Raw genomic sequence first — 18100 nt, forward strand, 5'->3', positions numbered from 1 at the left:
AGGAACCGCGACCGGCAGGCGTCGAGATCCTGGTTGCCCGCTCGCACAGACCACCTTCGATGGCGTTCAAACTGCCGGCCCCGCCGGTCGGCTGACGCCGATGGTGGCGGGTGTGGCGCGTCAGAGGCTGTCGCGTAGAGCCAAGTCGATGCACAACAGCCGCCCGTCGGATCGGCTATTCCACGACCAGGACGCCCTTGTTGCCCTGATGGAAGTCGTCGAAGAACTCGTAGCGTCCAGGCTTCTGTGCCTTGACCTTCACCACGCCTTCCATGTTCGGCTTGATCACCGTCTCGAACTGCAGCGGCTCGCTCTCGAACTCGACCGGCGAGCCGTCGAGATTCTTGATCTTGAACACGATCGGGGTGTCGGCCGGCGCCTTCAGCTCGGCGGGCTGGAATTTGTTGTCTTTCACCGAGATCTCGATGGTGGCTTCCGCGGCGCTGGCCAGAGGCGCAAAAGCCGTCATCATCAGCGCGACGCTTGCCGCAATTCCCGCTTTCTCAAATAGCGTCATGATATCGATCCTTCCCCGGATTCCCGTTGCGAATGTCGCTCGTCGTCCAACCGCCCCGACCAATCATCGAGCGCTTCGTAGAAGCAGTTTAAGTTTTCGAATGCGGCGATTTACCGTGTCGAAACATGACGAAATCGGCGTGTGCGACAAAGCGCTCGAATAATTCGCGATATCGGAGACGTCACGGCAAGACTGTCATACGTCGCAGCACAAGCTTCTGCGGGAAAGCACGCTGCGATGCGCGGATTGTGTTGTCGTCTACTGAACGACGTGATCATTTGCGCACTCATCAGCTCGCATATCGCGCGCAATTGCAGTCGAGGCCGCGCATGGGCTCGTCCAGATCATGATCCGGATAGGCGCGATGAGCTTCGGCAGCCAGCGCCCGCGCTTGGATCACAAGACCGCCCAGATCGCCGTCCATCGAACAACACCGATCGACGTCGACGGAGACCACCCGCCCGCTCCGTGATGCCGGCATGTCTCCACAGTCTGACGACAGCGCGATGTCAGCCTCGCAGACCGAGCTTTCTGTCGTGAACGCTGAGCCCCCTCGGCATCCGTGGCGGGTACGCGGCTTTCACGTTCGTCACCTGCGGCTCGGCCTGGCCGGACGGCAGATCCGGGACCACCGAGATGCGCTCCGCGGCCACGGCCGGCGCCGGCTCCATGACGGCAACTGTCGGCCGCGCCGCGGCGGCCGCGGCCGGCTCGGCTCCAGGCACGCGCTTGCGCCCGGTCAACATCGCCCGCGCAAGATTTTCGCGTTGCAGGACGCTCATCCACAGCGTCCCGAGAACATGGATCCCGATCAGGCCGATGATGGCGTTGGACGACAGCGAATGTGTTTGCTCGATCCACCCGACGCCGAAGAACCTGAGCGAGACCTGCATGACGCCGCTGATGGTCGAGATCACCAGCAGGCCGATCATCGCCACCAGCATCGCCGCACCGGCGGGATTGAGGCCGAGATAGCGGCCGGTCTCGCCGTGGAAGATGTTCATCACGTAGCGCGGCGCAGCGCGCAACTTGAGGCTGATCCGCGCGAACAGCGAATGGCGGGTGCCGATGACACCCCAGATCAGCCTGAACGCCAGCAATCCGATCACGGCATAGCCTGCCAGCCGATGCAGCGGATCGAACGTGTTGGGCGTGACGCAGGCAATCAGCACGAAGCCGGCGAGGGCCCAGTGCCAGACGCGCAGCGGGATGTCCCAGACCTCGACGGTCTTCGGACGTGAATTCGCCGGCGCCGTGGGACGGACGCTCCGCTGTGCCTGTCCTGCGTCACGCATGTTTCAGATCACTTCGCGATCGTGTGCTTCAGCGCGAGGTTCTCGGGGCTGTAGAACAACTCATAAAGCTTGCCGCCCTTGACGCCGTAGACTTCGTAGCAGGTGCCCTCGATCTTGGTCTGGCGAACCTCGTAGCCCGCCGCCTTCGCCTTGGCTTCGGCATCGGCAACGGTCTTCCAGGACGCCTTGTCGAGCTTGGTGCAATCCTTGTAGCCGTCCGCCAGGGCAACGGAGCCCGATGCGATACCCGCCGCGAGCGCTACGACCATGATCTTGATGACCTTCACAATCAAATCTCCTCCAAAACGGCGCCACATGGCGCCTGCACCGCGCTGAGCGCGAGCGGACAAAGAGGACTGCGATTTCAACGAAACTTGGACGGCGGTGGCAGCACCCGCCGGCCTCGAACGTGCTTCGGGGGCTGACGCCGGCCCGCATGCGGCCGCAATGTCGCTGGCGGGCGGCCGCAGCTACGCTGCGGTCAAGATCAAACCGTGTCCTCTGACGATCAATCAGTCCGCACACGGCACGCGAGCGCAGTTGCGCACGTATGCGAGTGACATTGATTCGCAAGGAACTAGTCGCGCCGGACCATGACCATCAAACGCGTCGGTTGCATCGTCCGTTGCCGACGACGCGACCCGACCACACTCCTGCCCGAATGGCTCTGTGTCCGGCATGCGGCGAGAAGGAAGCAGAAGATCGAAACATGCGACGTTTGGTCTCGGAAAAAATCTTGGAGCAAAAATCTTGGAGTTCGGCGTTGCACGTCGCTTGCGATCACGCCGCTCGCCGACACGAACCGTCGATCATGCGGTGTGCATCAGCGCATGGAAGACGCGTGCGTCGCCGTCATCGACAAGCGATGCGGCGACGGATCGTTCGTGGCAAGACATCAGCTCCGCGGCCTGCACGTTCATTCACGGCGAGCAGCACGCGGCAACGCGCGGCGCCTTGGCCGCCATGGACGCCGATCAGACCACGAGCGCAGCGTGCTGAGGGCGCGCGCGACGCTTATTTCGCGCCGGTAAAGACGCGGGCAATGAAGTCGGAGCTCTCGGGAGACTTCGTCATTTCCGGCGTCAGTGTCGGTTGCTGCTGCGGCGGCGGTTCTGCGCGCGCGTTGCGCTCGATAGTCCTGCGCCGCTCGCTCGTGTTCCTGCTGACCCGCGCCGGCTCGTCCGGCCTGCTGACGGTGATCATGATCTTCTCGGAGACCAGCGGCGGATCGAAGTTGAGGTGCTTCGAATCGCCCAGCACGAGTTGCAGCGTATGCTTGCCGGGCGACAGCTCGATCCGCGCCTCGGTCTCGCCGGCGGCGTAATGAATGTGCTTCTTGTCGCGCGGAATCTGCTGGCCGGCCTCCATCGTCTCGTCGACGTCGATCAGCAGATGGTGGTGGCCGCTGCCGGCGAAGTCATCACCGGCATGGGTCACGCCCATGTTGCGGAGGCCGAAGCGGCACCAGAACGCGCCGCTCACCGTCTCACCGTCCGCGGGCGAAATCAGATAGACCCGCGCATCCTTCGGCGCCTTCGTGCCCTTGGCCATCGCCAGCGCGGGCGCGAGCGCCAGGGATGCCGTCAGGATCAGACAGAGTCGCACAGACGCCGGTTTCCACATGTTCTTCTCCTAGGGTGTCAGCGCGACGCGGACGCCGAGCGTCGGATGGCGGATGCGGCCATCATAGCGGTCACGGCTGCCGGCACGCGCATCGGACGGCCCGTTGCTCCAGGAGCCCGAGCGGATCACGCGGGCGTAGCTGCCGTCCTCCAACCAGGCCGAGCCGTCCGACGGCGCGCCCTTGTAGTTCTTGTGCCAGTTGTCGGCGACCCACTGGCCGACGGCCCCGCCCATGTCGAACAGGCCGAGCGGGTTGGCCGCGAAGCTGCCGACCTTCAACGGCTGCGCCGCATCCGTCGCGTCGCCGGAATTGTTGCAGCCCTTGCAGTTGGCCATGCCGACCCGCATGCGATCGCCCCACCAATACTTACTGCGCTGGCCGGCGCGGGCGGCAAATTCCCATTCGGCCTCGGTCGGCAGGCGGAACGTCTTGCCGCTGACCTTGGAAAGCCACGCGATATAGGCCTGCGCATCGTCGTAGCTCGCATTGGTGACCGGCCGATCGTCGGCACCGACCGCGATGTCGGCACAGCCGCCGGCCGCGACGCATGGCTTCCACTCGCCGACCGTGACCGGATATTTGCCGAGCGCGAATGGCCGGATGCTGACCTGGTGAACCGGCTGCTCGGATTCATCCTCGCCGCCCATCGCGAAGGTGCCGCCGGTGATCGCGATCATCTCCGGCAGGCGTAGCTTCGGCTCCGGCATCGACGCCGGCTCTGGCCCGGAGGCCGCCACCGGCTGAGGAGCAGGTGTAGGAGATGTCTCTGCGGCCGGAGCCTGGCGCATCGCCGCCGGAAGCGGTGACGGCGCCCGAACGCCCAACGGCGCCTCTTGAGGCGTGGCGGTAACGCTCGGCGTTTCCATCGTGATGCGGCGAACCGCGATCGCTGTCGGCAGCACATCCCGCTGCATCGTCGAGGCGCCGGCGAAACCGGGTGGAGACTGGATCAGGAGCTGCAGGTTGCGCAGCGGCAGCAGCACGCCGCCGACCGCAACGATGCTGAGCACGAGTGTGCCAACCGCGATGCGGACGACGGCGCGGCGATGCGGCGCCGACCAAGCAAGCAGGGACGGCAGCCAGCCGCGCCGCTCGGCCTCACGCCGATCCTCTTCGAGGTACCCGTCATCGACGAACTCATCCCACCGCTGCGGCGGCGGATCGACACGCGGCGTCGCGATGCGTGAGGGCGGCATCTCGACGAACTGCGCTGGCTCATGCCGCGCTACGGCCTCGTGATCCTCATTCTCCTCCACGGGATCGAGCGACTGCTCCAGCGCGCCGCACATCATCATCAGAAGGCCGCTCTCGCCCCTGCCGCTCCAGCGCTCCTGGACCTCGGGGCATTCGACCTGATCGTCGACATGCAGGAAGCTCGGTGGACGCATCGCGCTGAGCGAGACCTGCACCGATCGGCCGCAGCGGCGGCAATCGACCCTGAGGGTTTCAGCCGGCAAGGCATCCTCCGCGAGCTTCGGCGCCCGCAGCCACTGCAACGATGAAAGCTCGCTCATGTTGTCCTCGCCGTGCTGCCGATTCCCTTACTGACCCCAGCTCGTGAATGCCTCGTTGAAGAGGCGGTCGCCCGCGGGCCCCTTCTCGATCGACAGCAGCGCGCGGTTGCCGCCCTCGTACACGATCGGGATGTCGAACCACTGCTTGCCCCTGAGCAGCAGCACGTTGCGCTTGGTGTCGACCTCATTGGCGGACAGCGCAATCATGAAGACCTTCGGCGTGACGCGCGCCGTCTGCGTCGCCAGCGCCGTGCCGCGCTCCGCCTCCTCGCCCTTCAGCCCGATCCCTCGCAGGCTCGTCAGCCCGATCGCCGGATCCGGCCAGGCGAAGCTCAGCTCCATGACATGGCTCGCCGGCAGCTCCAGATCGGCGTTCCGCCGCAGCGACATCGTCACCTTCATGCCGTTCTCGATCTCGATCTCGCCCTTGAGCGAGGGAGCGGCGTTCAGGCGGGGTCCCTTGCTCGGCTCGAGCGACCAGACCACCTTGCCGGTGAAGCGCTTGCCTTTCGGCTCCTGCGGATCCTCGTGATAGAGGAACGCCTGCGCGGACGCCGTGACGGGAGCAACCGTCGCCGGGGCGGAGCTCTGTCCGACGGTGCCGGCCGCCTCGCCGGCCGCGACATCCTTGCCGTCCGGCACGATACGCTCGGCGTTGATCTTGCGTGCACCGGGCTCGCTGGGCAGCGCCGAATCCATCGCCGCGCTGGTCTGCGCGATCTGCATGAAGTCCGCGGCGCGCTGCCACGAGACGGCAGCGCCGACGACGGCCAGCAGCCCGACGGCGGCCACCGCCATGATCCGCCGGCTGGGAAGCCGCCGCGGCTTCTCACGGCCGCTCTCGGCCGACTTGAAAGCCATCTCGACGAGTGACGGGTGGATCTTGGTCTCATCGGCCGCTACGCCCGGCTTTGCCGGCTCGGCTGTTGCTGTCGTGGCAGATGTCGACGTTGTCGTGGCTTTCACGTCGGCGGTCTCGGCCGGCAATGGCGCCGTCGCATTCCGCTGATCAACGGCGGCTGGGGCGCCGCTTGCAGCAGCGCTCGAAAGCGCGGCCGGCTGCGGCAGCGGTGGCGGCGATGCCGCACTCGGACGTTCGAGCGGCGCCTGAGGCGGCACCGCGACCAACACTTGAGGCGGCAGTTCGGGAGGAGATGAGGGCGTCACAGGCGCGGGCGGCGTGATCGCAACCGGGCGCCGGCGCAACAGCCGAACGTCCGGTGGCGTCGCGAGCGGCGCCGTTGCTGATGTCTTGGCTGATGTCTTGCTGAGTGTCTTGTTTAGCGCCTTGGGCGACATCTCGTCCGACGCTTCGGCGCCTTCGTGCCGATCGACTCGCGGCTGCGTCGGGATCTCTCCACCTGACCGACGCGCCAGCGACAGATACTTCGCGACTGTGGCGATCTCTTCCTCGATCGTATGCGTAGTCGCCTTGGCCGAGTCACGCCGCTTCGTCCCCGCGCTCGCCGCTCGCGGCTGAGCCACCGGCGCGACGGCCCGGTTCTCGGCAACGGCCGGCAGCCGCGACACGTCGCCGGCCTGAGTGCGAACATCGATGAGACGATCCGGGAACAGGATCTCGGCGAGATCGCGCAGCGAGGCGTTGGGCAGCATCAAACGGCGAAACGCCGGCAGAACGCTGCGCAGGTTCTTCTGGTCCGCGCGGCGACCGGGATCGTCCTGGCCGACCTCGGCCCCGATCTCGCGACGTCCGTCACTCACCACGACCTTGCGGGCGCGCAGCATGGCCGTCAGGTCACGGAGATCGGAGCGCGATGCCTGATCGATCACGACCAGATCGAAACTGCCGATCCGGGCCGGCAGCAGTTCGGCGACCCGCCAGGCCGGCATGACGTGGCACGGGATCTCCTCGAACCAGCCGTCCAGCGACTTGCGGACAGCGACGCGAAGGCGCCGCGCAGTCGGGCTCGAGCACGCCGAGACCATCTTCTGCATCGTGTCCCTGAAACGTTTCAGCGACTGCCTGACGGAGGTGCTCGCGTTCTGCGCGATCGCGAGCGTCATCCGCGCGCTGATCACCGCTTCGAACAGCGCCAGCGATCGTTGCTCGAGCCGCAGCCGCTGCGCGGCGAGATCATGCAGCAGCTGACGCTCGTCGTGACCATCGATGCGCATCAACACCGCCGCATTCCACGCCGTCACCCAGTCAGGGAGCAGCACCGGGTCGCCGGCACCGGCGGTTGCCGGCTCGCTGCGGACGCGCTGAGCGATGTCAGGCGCACCCGCCTCCAGCAGCATCTGGCTGGCCGATCTGACGATGCGATAATCGTCATCCGCCCGCGCGATCGCTTCAACGGTTGCCAGAACACCGGCCCAGCGCGTTTCGATCTCGCGCGGCTCGACGTCCGCGTCACCGATCCGCGAGAGAATGTCGGCCTGAACGGTGGCGGCCAACTCGACGGCGCCGGCGAACAACTCGCCGACGCGCGCGAGCTCGCTCAACGGCCCCGACACCCGCGTCATCACGCTCCTGATGGCGGCGCCGAGCGCCTTCGGCCGCTGCGCGCCCGACAACATCGCCGTCACCTCGGCGTCCGGCATCGACAGCTTGCGGCAGGCATCGACGACGTTGCGGACGGCCAACGCAGCCATCACGACCGCCGCCTCGACGCTCTTGACGATCCGCTCGATGTCGTCGAACGCACGCGCGGATTCCAGCTCGATCGCCGGAGCGCCGATCTTGGTTGCGATCGCCGTCCACCGCGTCCGCAACGCCAGGAGATCATGTCGCCAGTTGAGGAAGCGGTGGACATACTGCCAGTCCGCAGCCGTCGCCGGCGCGATGCCGTCCACCGTGATGGCGTCGATCGCAGCCTTCAAGGCGCGCCGCGACGGAGAGAACCGCGGCATCGCCTTTTCGCCGCCGGCCAGGCGCTCGACGACACGAATGGCATCCTTCTTGGTGAAGGCTTCGACCCGCGCATGCACCTGCCGCTTGGCGAACTCAGCGCTCCTCGACAGCTGGAACGACGCATCGCGGGCCCAGCCCACGACCTTGTCGTTGCCGACCGAGACATCGCTCTTCGCGGCGCCGAGCGGCGACAGCCGGGCGAGCCAGGCATCATTGGCGATGGCCTGATGGGCAGCGACCAGCGCGTCGAGATCGGCTGCGAGCCGGGTGGTGGCGTCGAGTCCAAACATGGCGATCGCATCGAGCGCCAGGTCCTCGTCGCGGTTGTCCGCGGAGCTCGCCGCCGCCTGCTGCCGCAGGTCCTCATGCAGGCGCAGCATCGCCGCAGCATCCGGAAGGGTGGCCATCGCAGGCAGCTCGGCGTCGATATGCGCGAGATGCTCGGCGAGCTGCAGCCGCGCCTCGCGCGCCTTCTCCACCACCGTCACCATCGCGTCCGTGTTGGACAGCAGACACGCCGGGCGGTCGCTGAACCAGGCCGGCGGGTCCTGGTCGGCCAGCAGCCCCTTGATCAGATCGAGCGGCAGCTCATGCCGGCCGCCGGACAGTTGCAGATTGCGCCCGATGATGTCCGCGATCTCGCCGTCGAGCGAGGCCATCTGCGTGCGCTTCGAGATGATGTCGCGCTCCAATCGACCGATCTGGTCGGCAAGCTCGCGCAGATTGGTGGTGTCCACGACCGACTGCAAGCGGTCGGCCGCCGCTTCAGCCTTCTTGAGCACGTCCTTGTCGGCGCCGGTCGAGCTGGCGGCGAGCTCACGAATGCCGGCTGGCAGCTTCTGATGCAGCAGCGCCAGCGCCGTCTCGTCGCGGGACACGACGAGGACGCGCGAACCGAGCGCAAGATGATGACAGACGACGTTGACGAGCGTCTGGACCCGCGCATCCTGCGACGCCGCCTGGACCACCAGGCCATCCGACCGCGACAGCTCACGGACGATCTCGACATGCTCCGACGATGCCGGCAGCGGAAAGAACAGGTCGCCGATATCGAGCACCACCGGCTTTGCCGCAGGCCCGATGTTGATCGGAGCGCCGACGACGCTGGACAGATGCCGCCGCGAGCTCGAATGTCCACGGCCACCGGTCTGTGGCAGTAGCGCACTTACCGCACCCGTCAGGGAGCATTCGCTCTGCGGCGCATGTTCGATCGCGCTCTTCAGGCACTCGATGTCGCGCAGCGCCAGACCCTCGGGCCGACGGCGTGCCGACATGACCCAGCGTCCCCCAGTGACGGCAGCGTCGGCGGTCTCGACCGATGCCGCGCCTTCGGAAGCTGCAACGCTGCTCTGGCCAGGCTGCCCGCCGACGGCGCGCAGGATCTGCTCCAGGCTGAGCGCCGTGAACGGCGACAGCTCGCCTTGCTGCTCGAGCGCCTCGACGAGTTGCTCGGACTTGTCGTGCCAAGACGGCGCAGCATCCGGCGCCAACACCTCGAGCGCCCGGAGATTGACGACCGCGCCGGTGAAACGGGGCCGCACCCTCACTTCGGCGTCGGGACGTTCGAGGATCTCGATTTCGACCGGCCGCTCGAACAGCGGCAGCTCGGATTCACGTCCGCCCTGCCGCCACGACGACAGCATGATCCCCCACATGATCTCCTTGGCCGTGTCAGCGCGAACCACCGCGGCGAGCTCGCGCAGTTGCCGGTGGATCGCCATGGTCCGACGCCGTGCGCGCTCGGTGTCCGCCCATGCAGTCCACGGTCCCACCACGTAGCGCTCGATGCGCTGCACGAGATCCGCCCGCTGCTCCAGGCGCAGCCGACCGGTCCAGGTGCCACCCGGCGCGTCGGCGGACGGAGCCGGGGAAAAATCCTCCGGCCGCGCGTGCCGGGCAAAGGTGAGGCGATTTTTTTCGATCTCGCTCACGGTGACCTGCATGGTCTCGCGCGGCAGCGGGCGACGATCCGGATCCGACGACGGCTCGATCCAGGCGTCCAGATCGGGGTCGAACGCGGGCGGCTCCGTCGCGACGAGCGCCTCGACGGCAAGCCAAACGGGGCCATCGACATCGAACGTGTTGAGAACGACGCCCGGCAGACCTTCCAGCTCCTGCTGATCGAGGGCAAAGCTCTGACTGTCGATGGCGTACGGGTCCCGACGCCCGACGGGCCCACTGGCAGCACGAATGATGTCGGTCAGGCAACCAAGGACGTCCTGCAGCGGCTCACCAGACGGCGCAGCACCGAGCCCATCCTGCGTTGCCGATGCGAGGGCGTCGGACGATAGCTCGGCTTCCGGTGTCGCCACGGCACTCGCCGTGATGGCGCCGAGCAGCCGCCTGCCGTGCTCGGCGCTGCCGATCGGTGCGGCGCGGTCGATCGGTTGACCCTCGCTGGGTCGCAAATGGACCGGATGGTTCATCGCACAAATTCCCCGCTGAGCTCGGCTGCAAGATCGGCGTCAGGCTGGCGACAGGCTGACCAGAACGAATGGCTCCGGCGCTGATCGCGGCGGCCGGGGCAATCAAACGGTGGCTTCGGTCTGGACAAGCTTTCCTCGCTGCAACGCCGATGGAACAATCGACTCGTCGCGGAGGCGTATGGCGAAGTGACGTCACGCCAATGGCCCGACAGGTAGAGGAATGTGACGATCCTCGCCCCAGGCCGGGAGAGAGCTAAAATCTCGCGGTTATTGCGCGATCGAAATCTCTCGTAACGACCGCGCTAGACTTGGGTTTTTCTGAAACGAGCCGCGCCGGCCCGGTGATGCGAATGGCTCGCACGCAAATACGCTAGAAAACGTCTAAGAATACTTCTAACGGCCAAGCAGAAACATTCCGACGCAGGACACGCCGCCGCATCGCCACATGACCGCGCGATGAGCGCCGATGTTCGGCCACATCGGCACCCCGATTGCAGCCCGACGATGGCGGGGGATGTCTGGGTGCGTCGGCGCAGCGCACAACGAGACGCACATGATTTCTCTCAATCCGAAGCCAGAAACGACGCCGCGCCGCACGTCATCAGCGCGGATCTCTGCGCTGCTACCGTGCCTTAAGGGCGCGACGGCGCCGCTTGAAACGCCCGCACAGCTGCAGTAGCTGTTGTCATCGTCACACAACGTCTCCTGGACGTTCCCCGGTCGGTGGGGCCCACACTGCATGGCTTGGCAACGGATGAAGGCTGCGGCCGCGTGTGGTGCAACGCTCGTCACGCTGATCACGCTTTTTCCCATCGCAGTGGCGACGGCCCAGCCGGAAGGGCGTGAGCCGGCGACGGTCAAGCTTTCTGCGACGCAGCAGAACCAGATCGGACTGCAGACGGCGGTGCTCGCCGCAGAAAGCCATCCCGAGCAATTCCGGGCGTATGGCGCAGTGCTGGACGTCGCCAGGCTGACCGACCTCACCAACAGCTATGCCAACGCGCAAGCCCAGTTGCAGACCGCCCAGGCCAAACTCGAAGTGGCAAGGCTCGCCTATGAGCGCGCCCGGGATCTGGTGCAGTCGGCCGCGATGCCGAGGAAGGACGCTGAAGCCGCCGAGGGAACGTTCCGCACCGACCAGGCCGCGCTCGCCGCCGCGGAATCGCAGGTGAAGACGCTGATTGCGACAGCGCGGCAGGAATGGGGGCCGGTGATCGGACGAGGCATCGTCGAGCGCTCGTCGCAAGTCGTGCAGCTGATCGAGCGCGAGCAGCTTCTCATCCAGGTCACGCTGCCGCCGGGCGTGACGCTGACCGAGCCGCCGCGCACCGCGCTCGGCCAGGCACCGACGCGTACCGTCAACATCGAGCTGCGCTACCTCTCGCCCGCCCCGCGAACCGATCCGCGAATCCAGGGCGTCAGCTATTACTTCGTCGCCGCGGGCGACAGCGGATTGTTACCGGGAATGAACACCACCGCCTACGTGCCGTCCGGCAAGTCGTTCGACGGCGTATTCGTCGAAGACACCGCCGTCGTGCAATGGCAGGGCCGATCCTGGGTGTATCTACGCGCCGGTCCCGAGACCTTTAGACGGCATCCGATCCGGACCGATCAGCCCATCTCCGATGACGACTACGTCGTTCAGGACATTCCGGCCGGGTCCGAGATCGTGCTGCGCGGCGCGCAGGTGCTGTTGTCGGAAGAGGCCAAGAGCGAGCTTCGCGGCGGCGGCGACGATGATTGACGGTGATCGGCTGGCTGCGACGGGGCCGCAAGCCGCGCTGGTCTCGTTCGCCATCCGCTTTCGCGGCATGATTCTGGCGCTCGCCTGCGCCATCCTGGGTCACGGCATCTTCGCGGTCGGCAACGCGAAATACGCCGTCTTTCCCGAATTTGCGCCACCGCAAGTGTCCATTCAGACGGAGGCGCCGGGGCTCAGCCCAGAGCAGGTCGAGGTGCTGGTCACGCAGCCGATCGAGACCGCGATCAATGGCCTTGCCGGGGTTGAGAGCATGAGGTCCTCCTCGATCCAGGGCTTGTCCGTGCTCTCGGTCGTTTTCCAACCCGGCACCGACGTCTTCCGGGCCCGTCAGCTCGTGACGGAGCGGCTGACGGTGATCACCGGCAGCCTGCCGCAGGGCGTGCGGGCGCCGTCGATGACGCCGCTGGTGCCCGCGGCCGGCACCGTGCTGGTCATCGGGCTGACCTCCGAACACCGCTCGCTGATGGACCTGCGCACCATTGCCGATTGGACCGTGAGCCGGCGACTGCTCGCCGTGCCCGGCGTCGCGCAGGTGACGACCTATGGACGCGACATCCGATCGCTCCAGGTGCAAGTGCGGACCGACGACATGGTGCGCTTCGGCGTCGGCATGAACGACGTCGTCGCGGCAGCGCGCAAGGCCACCGGCGTGCGCGGCGCCGGTTTCGTCGACACCGCCAATCAGCGCGTCATCCTGCAGACGCAAGGGCAATCGCTGACCCCGGAGCAACTGGCGCGCACGGTGCTCCTGCATCAAGCCGGCGCCAGCGTCGTGCTTGGCGATGTTGCCACCGTGGTGAACGCGCCGGAGCCGCCAATCGGCGGCGCGCTGATCAACGGCCAGCCCGGCATCATGATGATGATCAGCCAGCAATACGGCGCCAACACCCGCAACGTCGCCGCGCGGGTGGAAGCTGCATTGCAGGAGCTGAGGCCGGCGCTGGACAGCGAGAAGGTCCGGCTGCACGCCGACCTGTTTCGTCCGGCGACATTCATCGACACCGCAGTCGAGAACGTGCTGTTCGCGCTGCTGATCGGCGGCGCGCTGGTCGTCGTCGTGCTGTTCCTGTTCCTCTACGACTGGCGCACCTCGATCATCAGCTGCACCGCGATTCCGCTGTCGCTGTTCTCCGCCGTGCTGGTCTTGAACTGGATGGGCCAGAGCCTGGACACCATGACCCTGGGCGGTCTCGCGATCGCGATCGGCGAGGTCGTCGACGATGCCGTGATCGGTGTCGAGAACGTGGTGCGCCGCCTGCGCGAGAACCGGAGACTGCCGTCGCCGCGCGGCGAGGCGCGTGTCGTCTACGACGCGATGCTGGAAGTGCGCAGCTCCGTGGCCTACGCGACCTTCGCCGTGCTGCTGGTGTTCGTGCCGATCCTGGCGCTGCCCGGCCTCGCCGGCCGGCTGTTCGGCCCGCTCGGCATGGCCTACATCCTCGCGGTGCTGGCATCGTTGATCATCGCCCTGACGATCACGCCGGCGCTGTCGATGATGCTGCTGGCCGGCCGGAAGCCGCGCGAAGTTCGCGAGCCGCCGCTGGTGCGCTGGTCGCGGCGCCATTACGAGCGGCTGCTGCGGCGGCTCGGCCGCTTTCCCAAGCTGGTCATGTCGGGCGCCCTGCTCGTCACCCTGGGAGGGGCCGCGCTGGTGCCGTTCTTCGGCGGCACCTTCCTTCCCGATCTGAAAGAGGGCCATCTGATCCTTCACGTCTCGATGCTGCCGGGCACCTCGCTCGACGAATCGCTGCGGCTCGGGACGCTGATCGCCGACGCCTTGCGCGGCGTGCCGGAGGTGCGCAGCGTCGCCCAGCACGTCGGCCGCGCCGAAGCCGGTGTCGACACTGCCGGCACGCATTCGAGCGAGATCGAGGTCGACCTGAAGCCCGGCCTGTCGGGCGCGGCGCAGGCGCGCGCCGAGCAGCGCATCCGCGCCGCGCTCGCCGACTTTGCCGGCTTCAACCTGTCCATCAAGACCTACCTGACCGAACGCATCGAGGAGACGCTGTCCGGCTTCAACGCCGCCGTGGTCATCAACGTGTTCGGCCCCGATCTGGACGACCTCGAACAGGCGTCGCGCGACATCGCGCGCGAGCTCGGCGAGGTCTGGGGCGCGATCGACATCCAGCAGCAATCGCCGCCCGGCATGCCTCAGGTCAACGTGACGCTGCGCCCGACCGATCTGCAGTCCTGGGGGCTCGACGCGGTGGAGGTTCTCGAACTGATCCGCACCGCCTATCAGGGCGACGTGGTCGGCCAGGCCTATGAAGGCAACGTCGTCTTCAACGTGATCGTCAAGCTCGATCCGGACGCCAGCGCTCGCCCGACCCAGATCGGCGACATGCCGATCCGCACGCCGAGCGGCGCCTATGTCCTGTTGAAGCAGATCGCCGACGTCTACGGCACGTCCGGGCGCTACGTCGTGCTCCATCGCAATGGCCAGCGGACGCAAACGGTCACCGCCAATGTCGCCGAGCGCGATCTCGAATCCTTCGTGGCCGCCGCCAAGCGGAAGATCGCCAAGGAGGTGAAGCTGCCGCCCGGCACGCATGTCGAGTTCACCGGCGCCGCCGACGCGCAGGCGCGATCACGGCGTGATCTCATCGTCAATTCGTCGCTGGCGACGCTCGGCATCGTGCTGCTGCTGTCGCTGGTGACCAAGCACTGGCGCAATCTGGCGCTGGTGCTCATCAATCTGCCGTTCGCATTCGTCGGCGGCGTGGTCGCAGTGGCGGCGACGGGCGGCGTGCTGTCGCTGGGCTCGATGATCGGCTTCGTGACCCTGTTCGGCATCGCGCTGCGCAACTCGATCCTGATGATCTCGCACTACGAGCATCTGGTGGTCACCGAAGGCCGCAGCTGGGACCTGGCGCTGGCGATCGAGGGCGCGGCGGACCGCCTCGTCCCGATCCTGATGACGTCGCTGGTCACTGGCCTCGGGCTTCTGCCGCTGGCGCTCGGCGCCGGGGAGCCGGGCCGCGAGATCGAAGGTCCGATGGCGATCGTGATCCTCGGCGGGCTCCTGACCTCGATGGCGCTGAACCTCCTGGTGCTGCCGACGCTGGCGCTGCGCTTCGGGAGGTTCAAGACCGCCGCCGAACGCCAGCGCGCGATCGCGCCGTGACGCGGCAGCCGCTGCTGCGGCTGCCGTCCATGGCGCAGTCGTCTCAGAGGAAGCCGAGCGACAGCCAGGGCACGAAGGCGACCAGCAGCAGCCCGAGCACCAGCGCGCCGAGATAGGGCCAGATCCGGGTCAGGCCCGCATTGGGATCGATCTGACCGATCGAGCACGCCGCGTAGTAGCCGAGCCCGAAGGGCGGAGCGAACAGGCCGATGCCCATCGCCAGGATGATCACCATCGCGTAGTGCACCTCGTGCACGCCGAGCAGCTTGGCGGCCGGAAACAGCAGCGGTCCGAACAGCACCATCGCAGGAAGACCTTCCAGGATGCTGCCGAGCAGGATGAACACGGCGATCGAGATCAGGAGGAAGCCGTATTTGCCGCCGGGCACCGCCACCATCATCGCCGCCAGCGCATGCGAGAAGTTGGACTGCGTCAGCGCCCAGGCCATTGCGGTCGCGGCCCCGATGATGAACAAGATCGCACCGGAGAGCGCTGCCGTGTGGACCAGCGCCGGATAGAGCTTCTTCACATCGAAGCGGCGATAGACGAGTAGCCCAACCACGACCGTGTAGGCGATGCCGATGGTCGACACCTCCGTCGCGGTCGCGACGCCCTCGGTGACCGCGGTGCGGATCAGCACCGGCAGCAGCAGCGCAGGGAGCGCGGTGATCAGCGCCTTGCGGATCGTCGCCCAGGACGGCCGCGGCCGGATCACGCCTTCCGGCTCCACCATCCGCCGCTTGGCGACGACGGCGAGCGCCGCCGCGAGCACGAGGCCCGGCAGGATTCCTCCGGTGAACAAGGCCGAGATCGAGACGCCGGCGACCGAGCCGATGATGATCAGCACGATCGAGGGCGGGATGGTCTCGGCCATCGCACCGGACGCCGCGAGCAGCGACACCAGCTCGCCGTCATGAATGCCGCGCCGCTTCATGTCGGGAAACAGCACCGGCGCGACCGCGGCCATGTCGGCGGTCTTGGCGCCGGAGATGCCGGAGACGAGCAGGATCGCGCCGAGCAGCACATAGGACAGGCCACCCCTGACGTGCCCCACCAGCGAGACCAGGAAGCCGACCATCGCCGCAGCCATGCCGGTCATGACGATGAGATGGCCGAGCAGGATGAACAGCGGAATGGCGAGCAGCACCAGCGACGAGACACCCTCGTCGATCCGGCTGGTCACGACCTCCAGCGGCGCCGAGGTCACCGTGAGCAGATAGGCCACCGTGGCGAGGCCGAAGCAGAACGCGATCGGCACGCCGGCCAGCACGGCGGCTCCGAGAAGGATAGCAAAGAAGACGATCAGATTCCAGTTGCCGATCGCCTTGAGCGCCGGCGCCGCGGCCCACAACACGACGGCGGTCGCCGCCAGCAGTCCGAGCGTGATCGCGACGTCACGCGGGCTGTGGCGCGCCATGCGCAGCAGCGCGGTGGCGAGCATCAGGGCGATGCCGACCGGCACGGCCCCTGCCCGCACGCTGTCGGGCAGCCCGAGCGCCGGCGTCTCCGCGAATGCCTGCCCGCTCGCATAGTCGATCGCGGGGTGCAGCAGGATCGCCAGAAACAGCGCCGGCGCCATCAGCGCCGCGCTTTCCAGCACCGCGCGGGTGCGCAGGCTGACGCGATCGACGAGCGCGGTCATCCGCATGTGCTCGCCGCGGCTGAGCGCGAGCACCGCGCCCAGCATCGCAAGCCACAGGAAGGTGATGGAGGCGAGCTCGTCGGCCCAGGTCAGCGGCCGGTTGAAGGCGAAACGCGCCGTCACGCCGGTGAACAGGATGCCGACCTCCGCGACCAGCGCGATGATCGCGGGGATTTCGATCAGCCTGGCAAGGCCGCGCTCGAGAGTGTCGACGATGCCAAGCTTCGTGGAGGATAGCACGGACATGTCGACGGTCTTCATCCGAGCGCTCCGACGTTGGACTGCAAGATGCCCCAGGCCTCTTCGCCGAACTTGCCGCGCCAATCCTTGTAGAAGGTGCTCTTGGCGAGCGTCGTGCGGAACGCCTCCTTGTCGACGTCGACGAAAGTGAAGCCCTTGGCGGCGAGATCGGCGCGCAGGCTCTGGCTGAGCGCGGCAATGTCGGCGCGCTCGTCATCCGCCGACTTGCTGAATTCCTGCGAGACCAGCGCCTGGAGATCGGCCGGCAGCTTGCCGAAGGCGGCGCGATTGATCAGGATCCAGTAGGCATCCCAGACATGGCTGGTCAGCGAGCAGAATTTCTGCACCTCGTAGAGCTTGGCCGTCGCGATGATCGGCAGCGGGTTCTCCTGGCCCTCGACCACCTTGGTCTGCAGCGCGGTGTAGACCTCGTTGAAGTTGATCGGCGTAGGCCCGGCGCCGAGCGCCTGGAACAGGCCGGTCAGGATCGGCGCGGCCGGCACCCGGATCTTGAAGCCCTTGAGATCGTCCGGCGACTTGATCTCGCGGGTCGACGAGGTGAGCTGGCGGAAGCCGTTGTCCCACGGCTTCGACAGCGCCAGAGCGCCCATCTTCTCGATGTCCTTGCGGATGTGATCGCCGAGGCTGCCGTCCATCGCCTTCCAGACCTGGTCGTAGGACGTGAAGGCGAAGCCGGTGTTGACGATGCCAGCCAGCGGCACGCGGGTCGCCAGCACCGAGCTTGCGATGTTGATCGCATCGACCGCGCCGACGCGAACCTGCGAGATCAGATCGGTGTCCGAGCCGAGCTGATTGGCCGGATAGAGATTGATCTCGAGCCGGCCGCCGCTCGCCTCCTTGATGCGGTCGGCCGCCTGCTGGGCGCGCTTGTTGACCGGATGCGACGGGTCCTGCCCGGTCGCGAGCTTCAGCGTGAATTCGGCCGCCTTCGCGAAGCGTGTGGTCAACGGCAAGATCGCCGCTCCCACCATCGCTCCAGCCATGAATCGCCGACGCGTCGTTTCGTTACGCATGTCCGTCCCTCCAATGTGAAATCGTTCTTATTTGTCCGGCGCTTTGGCGC

Annotated in this window: 11 protein-coding genes; 2 read left to right on the top strand and 9 right to left on the bottom strand. The window is 66.9% G+C overall.

Annotation, left to right across the window (positions count from 1 at the left end; genetic code table 11):
* Positions 1 to 175: 175 nt before the first annotated feature.
* From ACQR07_RS11300 to ACQR07_RS11330, 7 genes are all read right to left on the bottom strand, one after another.
* Positions 176 to 517: a cupredoxin domain-containing protein gene (locus ACQR07_RS11300; RefSeq protein ID WP_434902380.1), complete on the bottom strand. Its 342-nt coding sequence runs from the start codon at positions 515 to 517 to the stop codon at positions 176 to 178.
* A 289-nt stretch (positions 518 to 806) separates the two neighbouring features.
* A complete protein-coding gene (locus ACQR07_RS11305; protein ID WP_434902381.1) occupies positions 807 to 941 on the bottom strand; it encodes a hypothetical protein in 135 nt (44 codons plus the stop codon).
* An 85-nt stretch (positions 942 to 1026) separates the two neighbouring features.
* A complete protein-coding gene (locus ACQR07_RS11310; RefSeq protein WP_434902382.1) occupies positions 1027 to 1812 on the bottom strand; it encodes a cytochrome b/b6 domain-containing protein in 786 nt (261 codons plus the stop codon).
* An 8-nt stretch (positions 1813 to 1820) separates the two neighbouring features.
* The gene (locus ACQR07_RS11315) at positions 1821 to 2081 is read right to left on the bottom strand and encodes a PepSY domain-containing protein (protein WP_434869324.1); all 261 of its coding nucleotides are present in this window, start codon (positions 2079 to 2081) and stop codon (positions 1821 to 1823) included.
* Between the two features lie 745 nt (positions 2082 to 2826).
* Complete coding sequence (locus ACQR07_RS11320) at positions 2827 to 3435, bottom strand: DUF4399 domain-containing protein (protein ID WP_434902383.1); 609 nt, start codon at positions 3433 to 3435, stop codon at positions 2827 to 2829.
* Positions 3436 to 3444: 9 nt separating this feature from the next.
* Complete coding sequence (locus ACQR07_RS11325) at positions 3445 to 4950, bottom strand: SUMF1/EgtB/PvdO family nonheme iron enzyme (RefSeq protein ID WP_434902384.1); 1506 nt, start codon at positions 4948 to 4950, stop codon at positions 3445 to 3447.
* Between the two features lie 27 nt (positions 4951 to 4977).
* Positions 4978 to 10248 (bottom strand): AAA family ATPase, encoded by a 5271-nt coding sequence (locus ACQR07_RS11330; protein WP_434902385.1) that lies wholly within the window; start codon positions 10246 to 10248, stop codon positions 4978 to 4980.
* 739 nt (positions 10249 to 10987) lie between these two features.
* On the opposite strand from ACQR07_RS11330, the gene ACQR07_RS11335 reads away from it, so the two are divergent.
* The gene (locus ACQR07_RS11335; protein WP_434902386.1) at positions 10988 to 11992 is read left to right on the top strand and encodes an efflux RND transporter periplasmic adaptor subunit; all 1005 of its coding nucleotides are present in this window, start codon (positions 10988 to 10990) and stop codon (positions 11990 to 11992) included.
* Positions 11985 to 15134: an efflux RND transporter permease subunit gene (locus tag ACQR07_RS11340; RefSeq protein WP_434902387.1), complete on the top strand. Its 3150-nt coding sequence runs from the start codon at positions 11985 to 11987 to the stop codon at positions 15132 to 15134. The genes ACQR07_RS11335 and ACQR07_RS11340 overlap by 8 nt, the downstream gene beginning before the upstream one ends.
* 43 nt (positions 15135 to 15177) lie before the next feature.
* Here the strand turns inward: ACQR07_RS11340 and ACQR07_RS11345 are convergent, their stop codons facing one another.
* Both ACQR07_RS11345 and ACQR07_RS11350 read right to left on the bottom strand, forming a co-directional pair.
* Positions 15178 to 17037: a TRAP transporter large permease gene (locus ACQR07_RS11345; protein WP_434902388.1), complete on the bottom strand. Its 1860-nt coding sequence runs from the start codon at positions 17035 to 17037 to the stop codon at positions 15178 to 15180.
* A complete protein-coding gene (locus ACQR07_RS11350; protein WP_434902389.1) occupies positions 17034 to 18050 on the bottom strand; it encodes a TRAP transporter substrate-binding protein in 1017 nt (338 codons plus the stop codon). The genes ACQR07_RS11345 and ACQR07_RS11350 overlap by 4 nt, the downstream gene beginning before the upstream one ends.
* Positions 18051 to 18100: the final 50 nt, after the last annotated feature.

The organism is Bradyrhizobium sp. HKCCYLS20291 (assembly GCF_051167715.1).
In the GTDB taxonomy this organism is placed as follows: Bacteria; Pseudomonadota; Alphaproteobacteria; order Rhizobiales; family Xanthobacteraceae; genus Bradyrhizobium.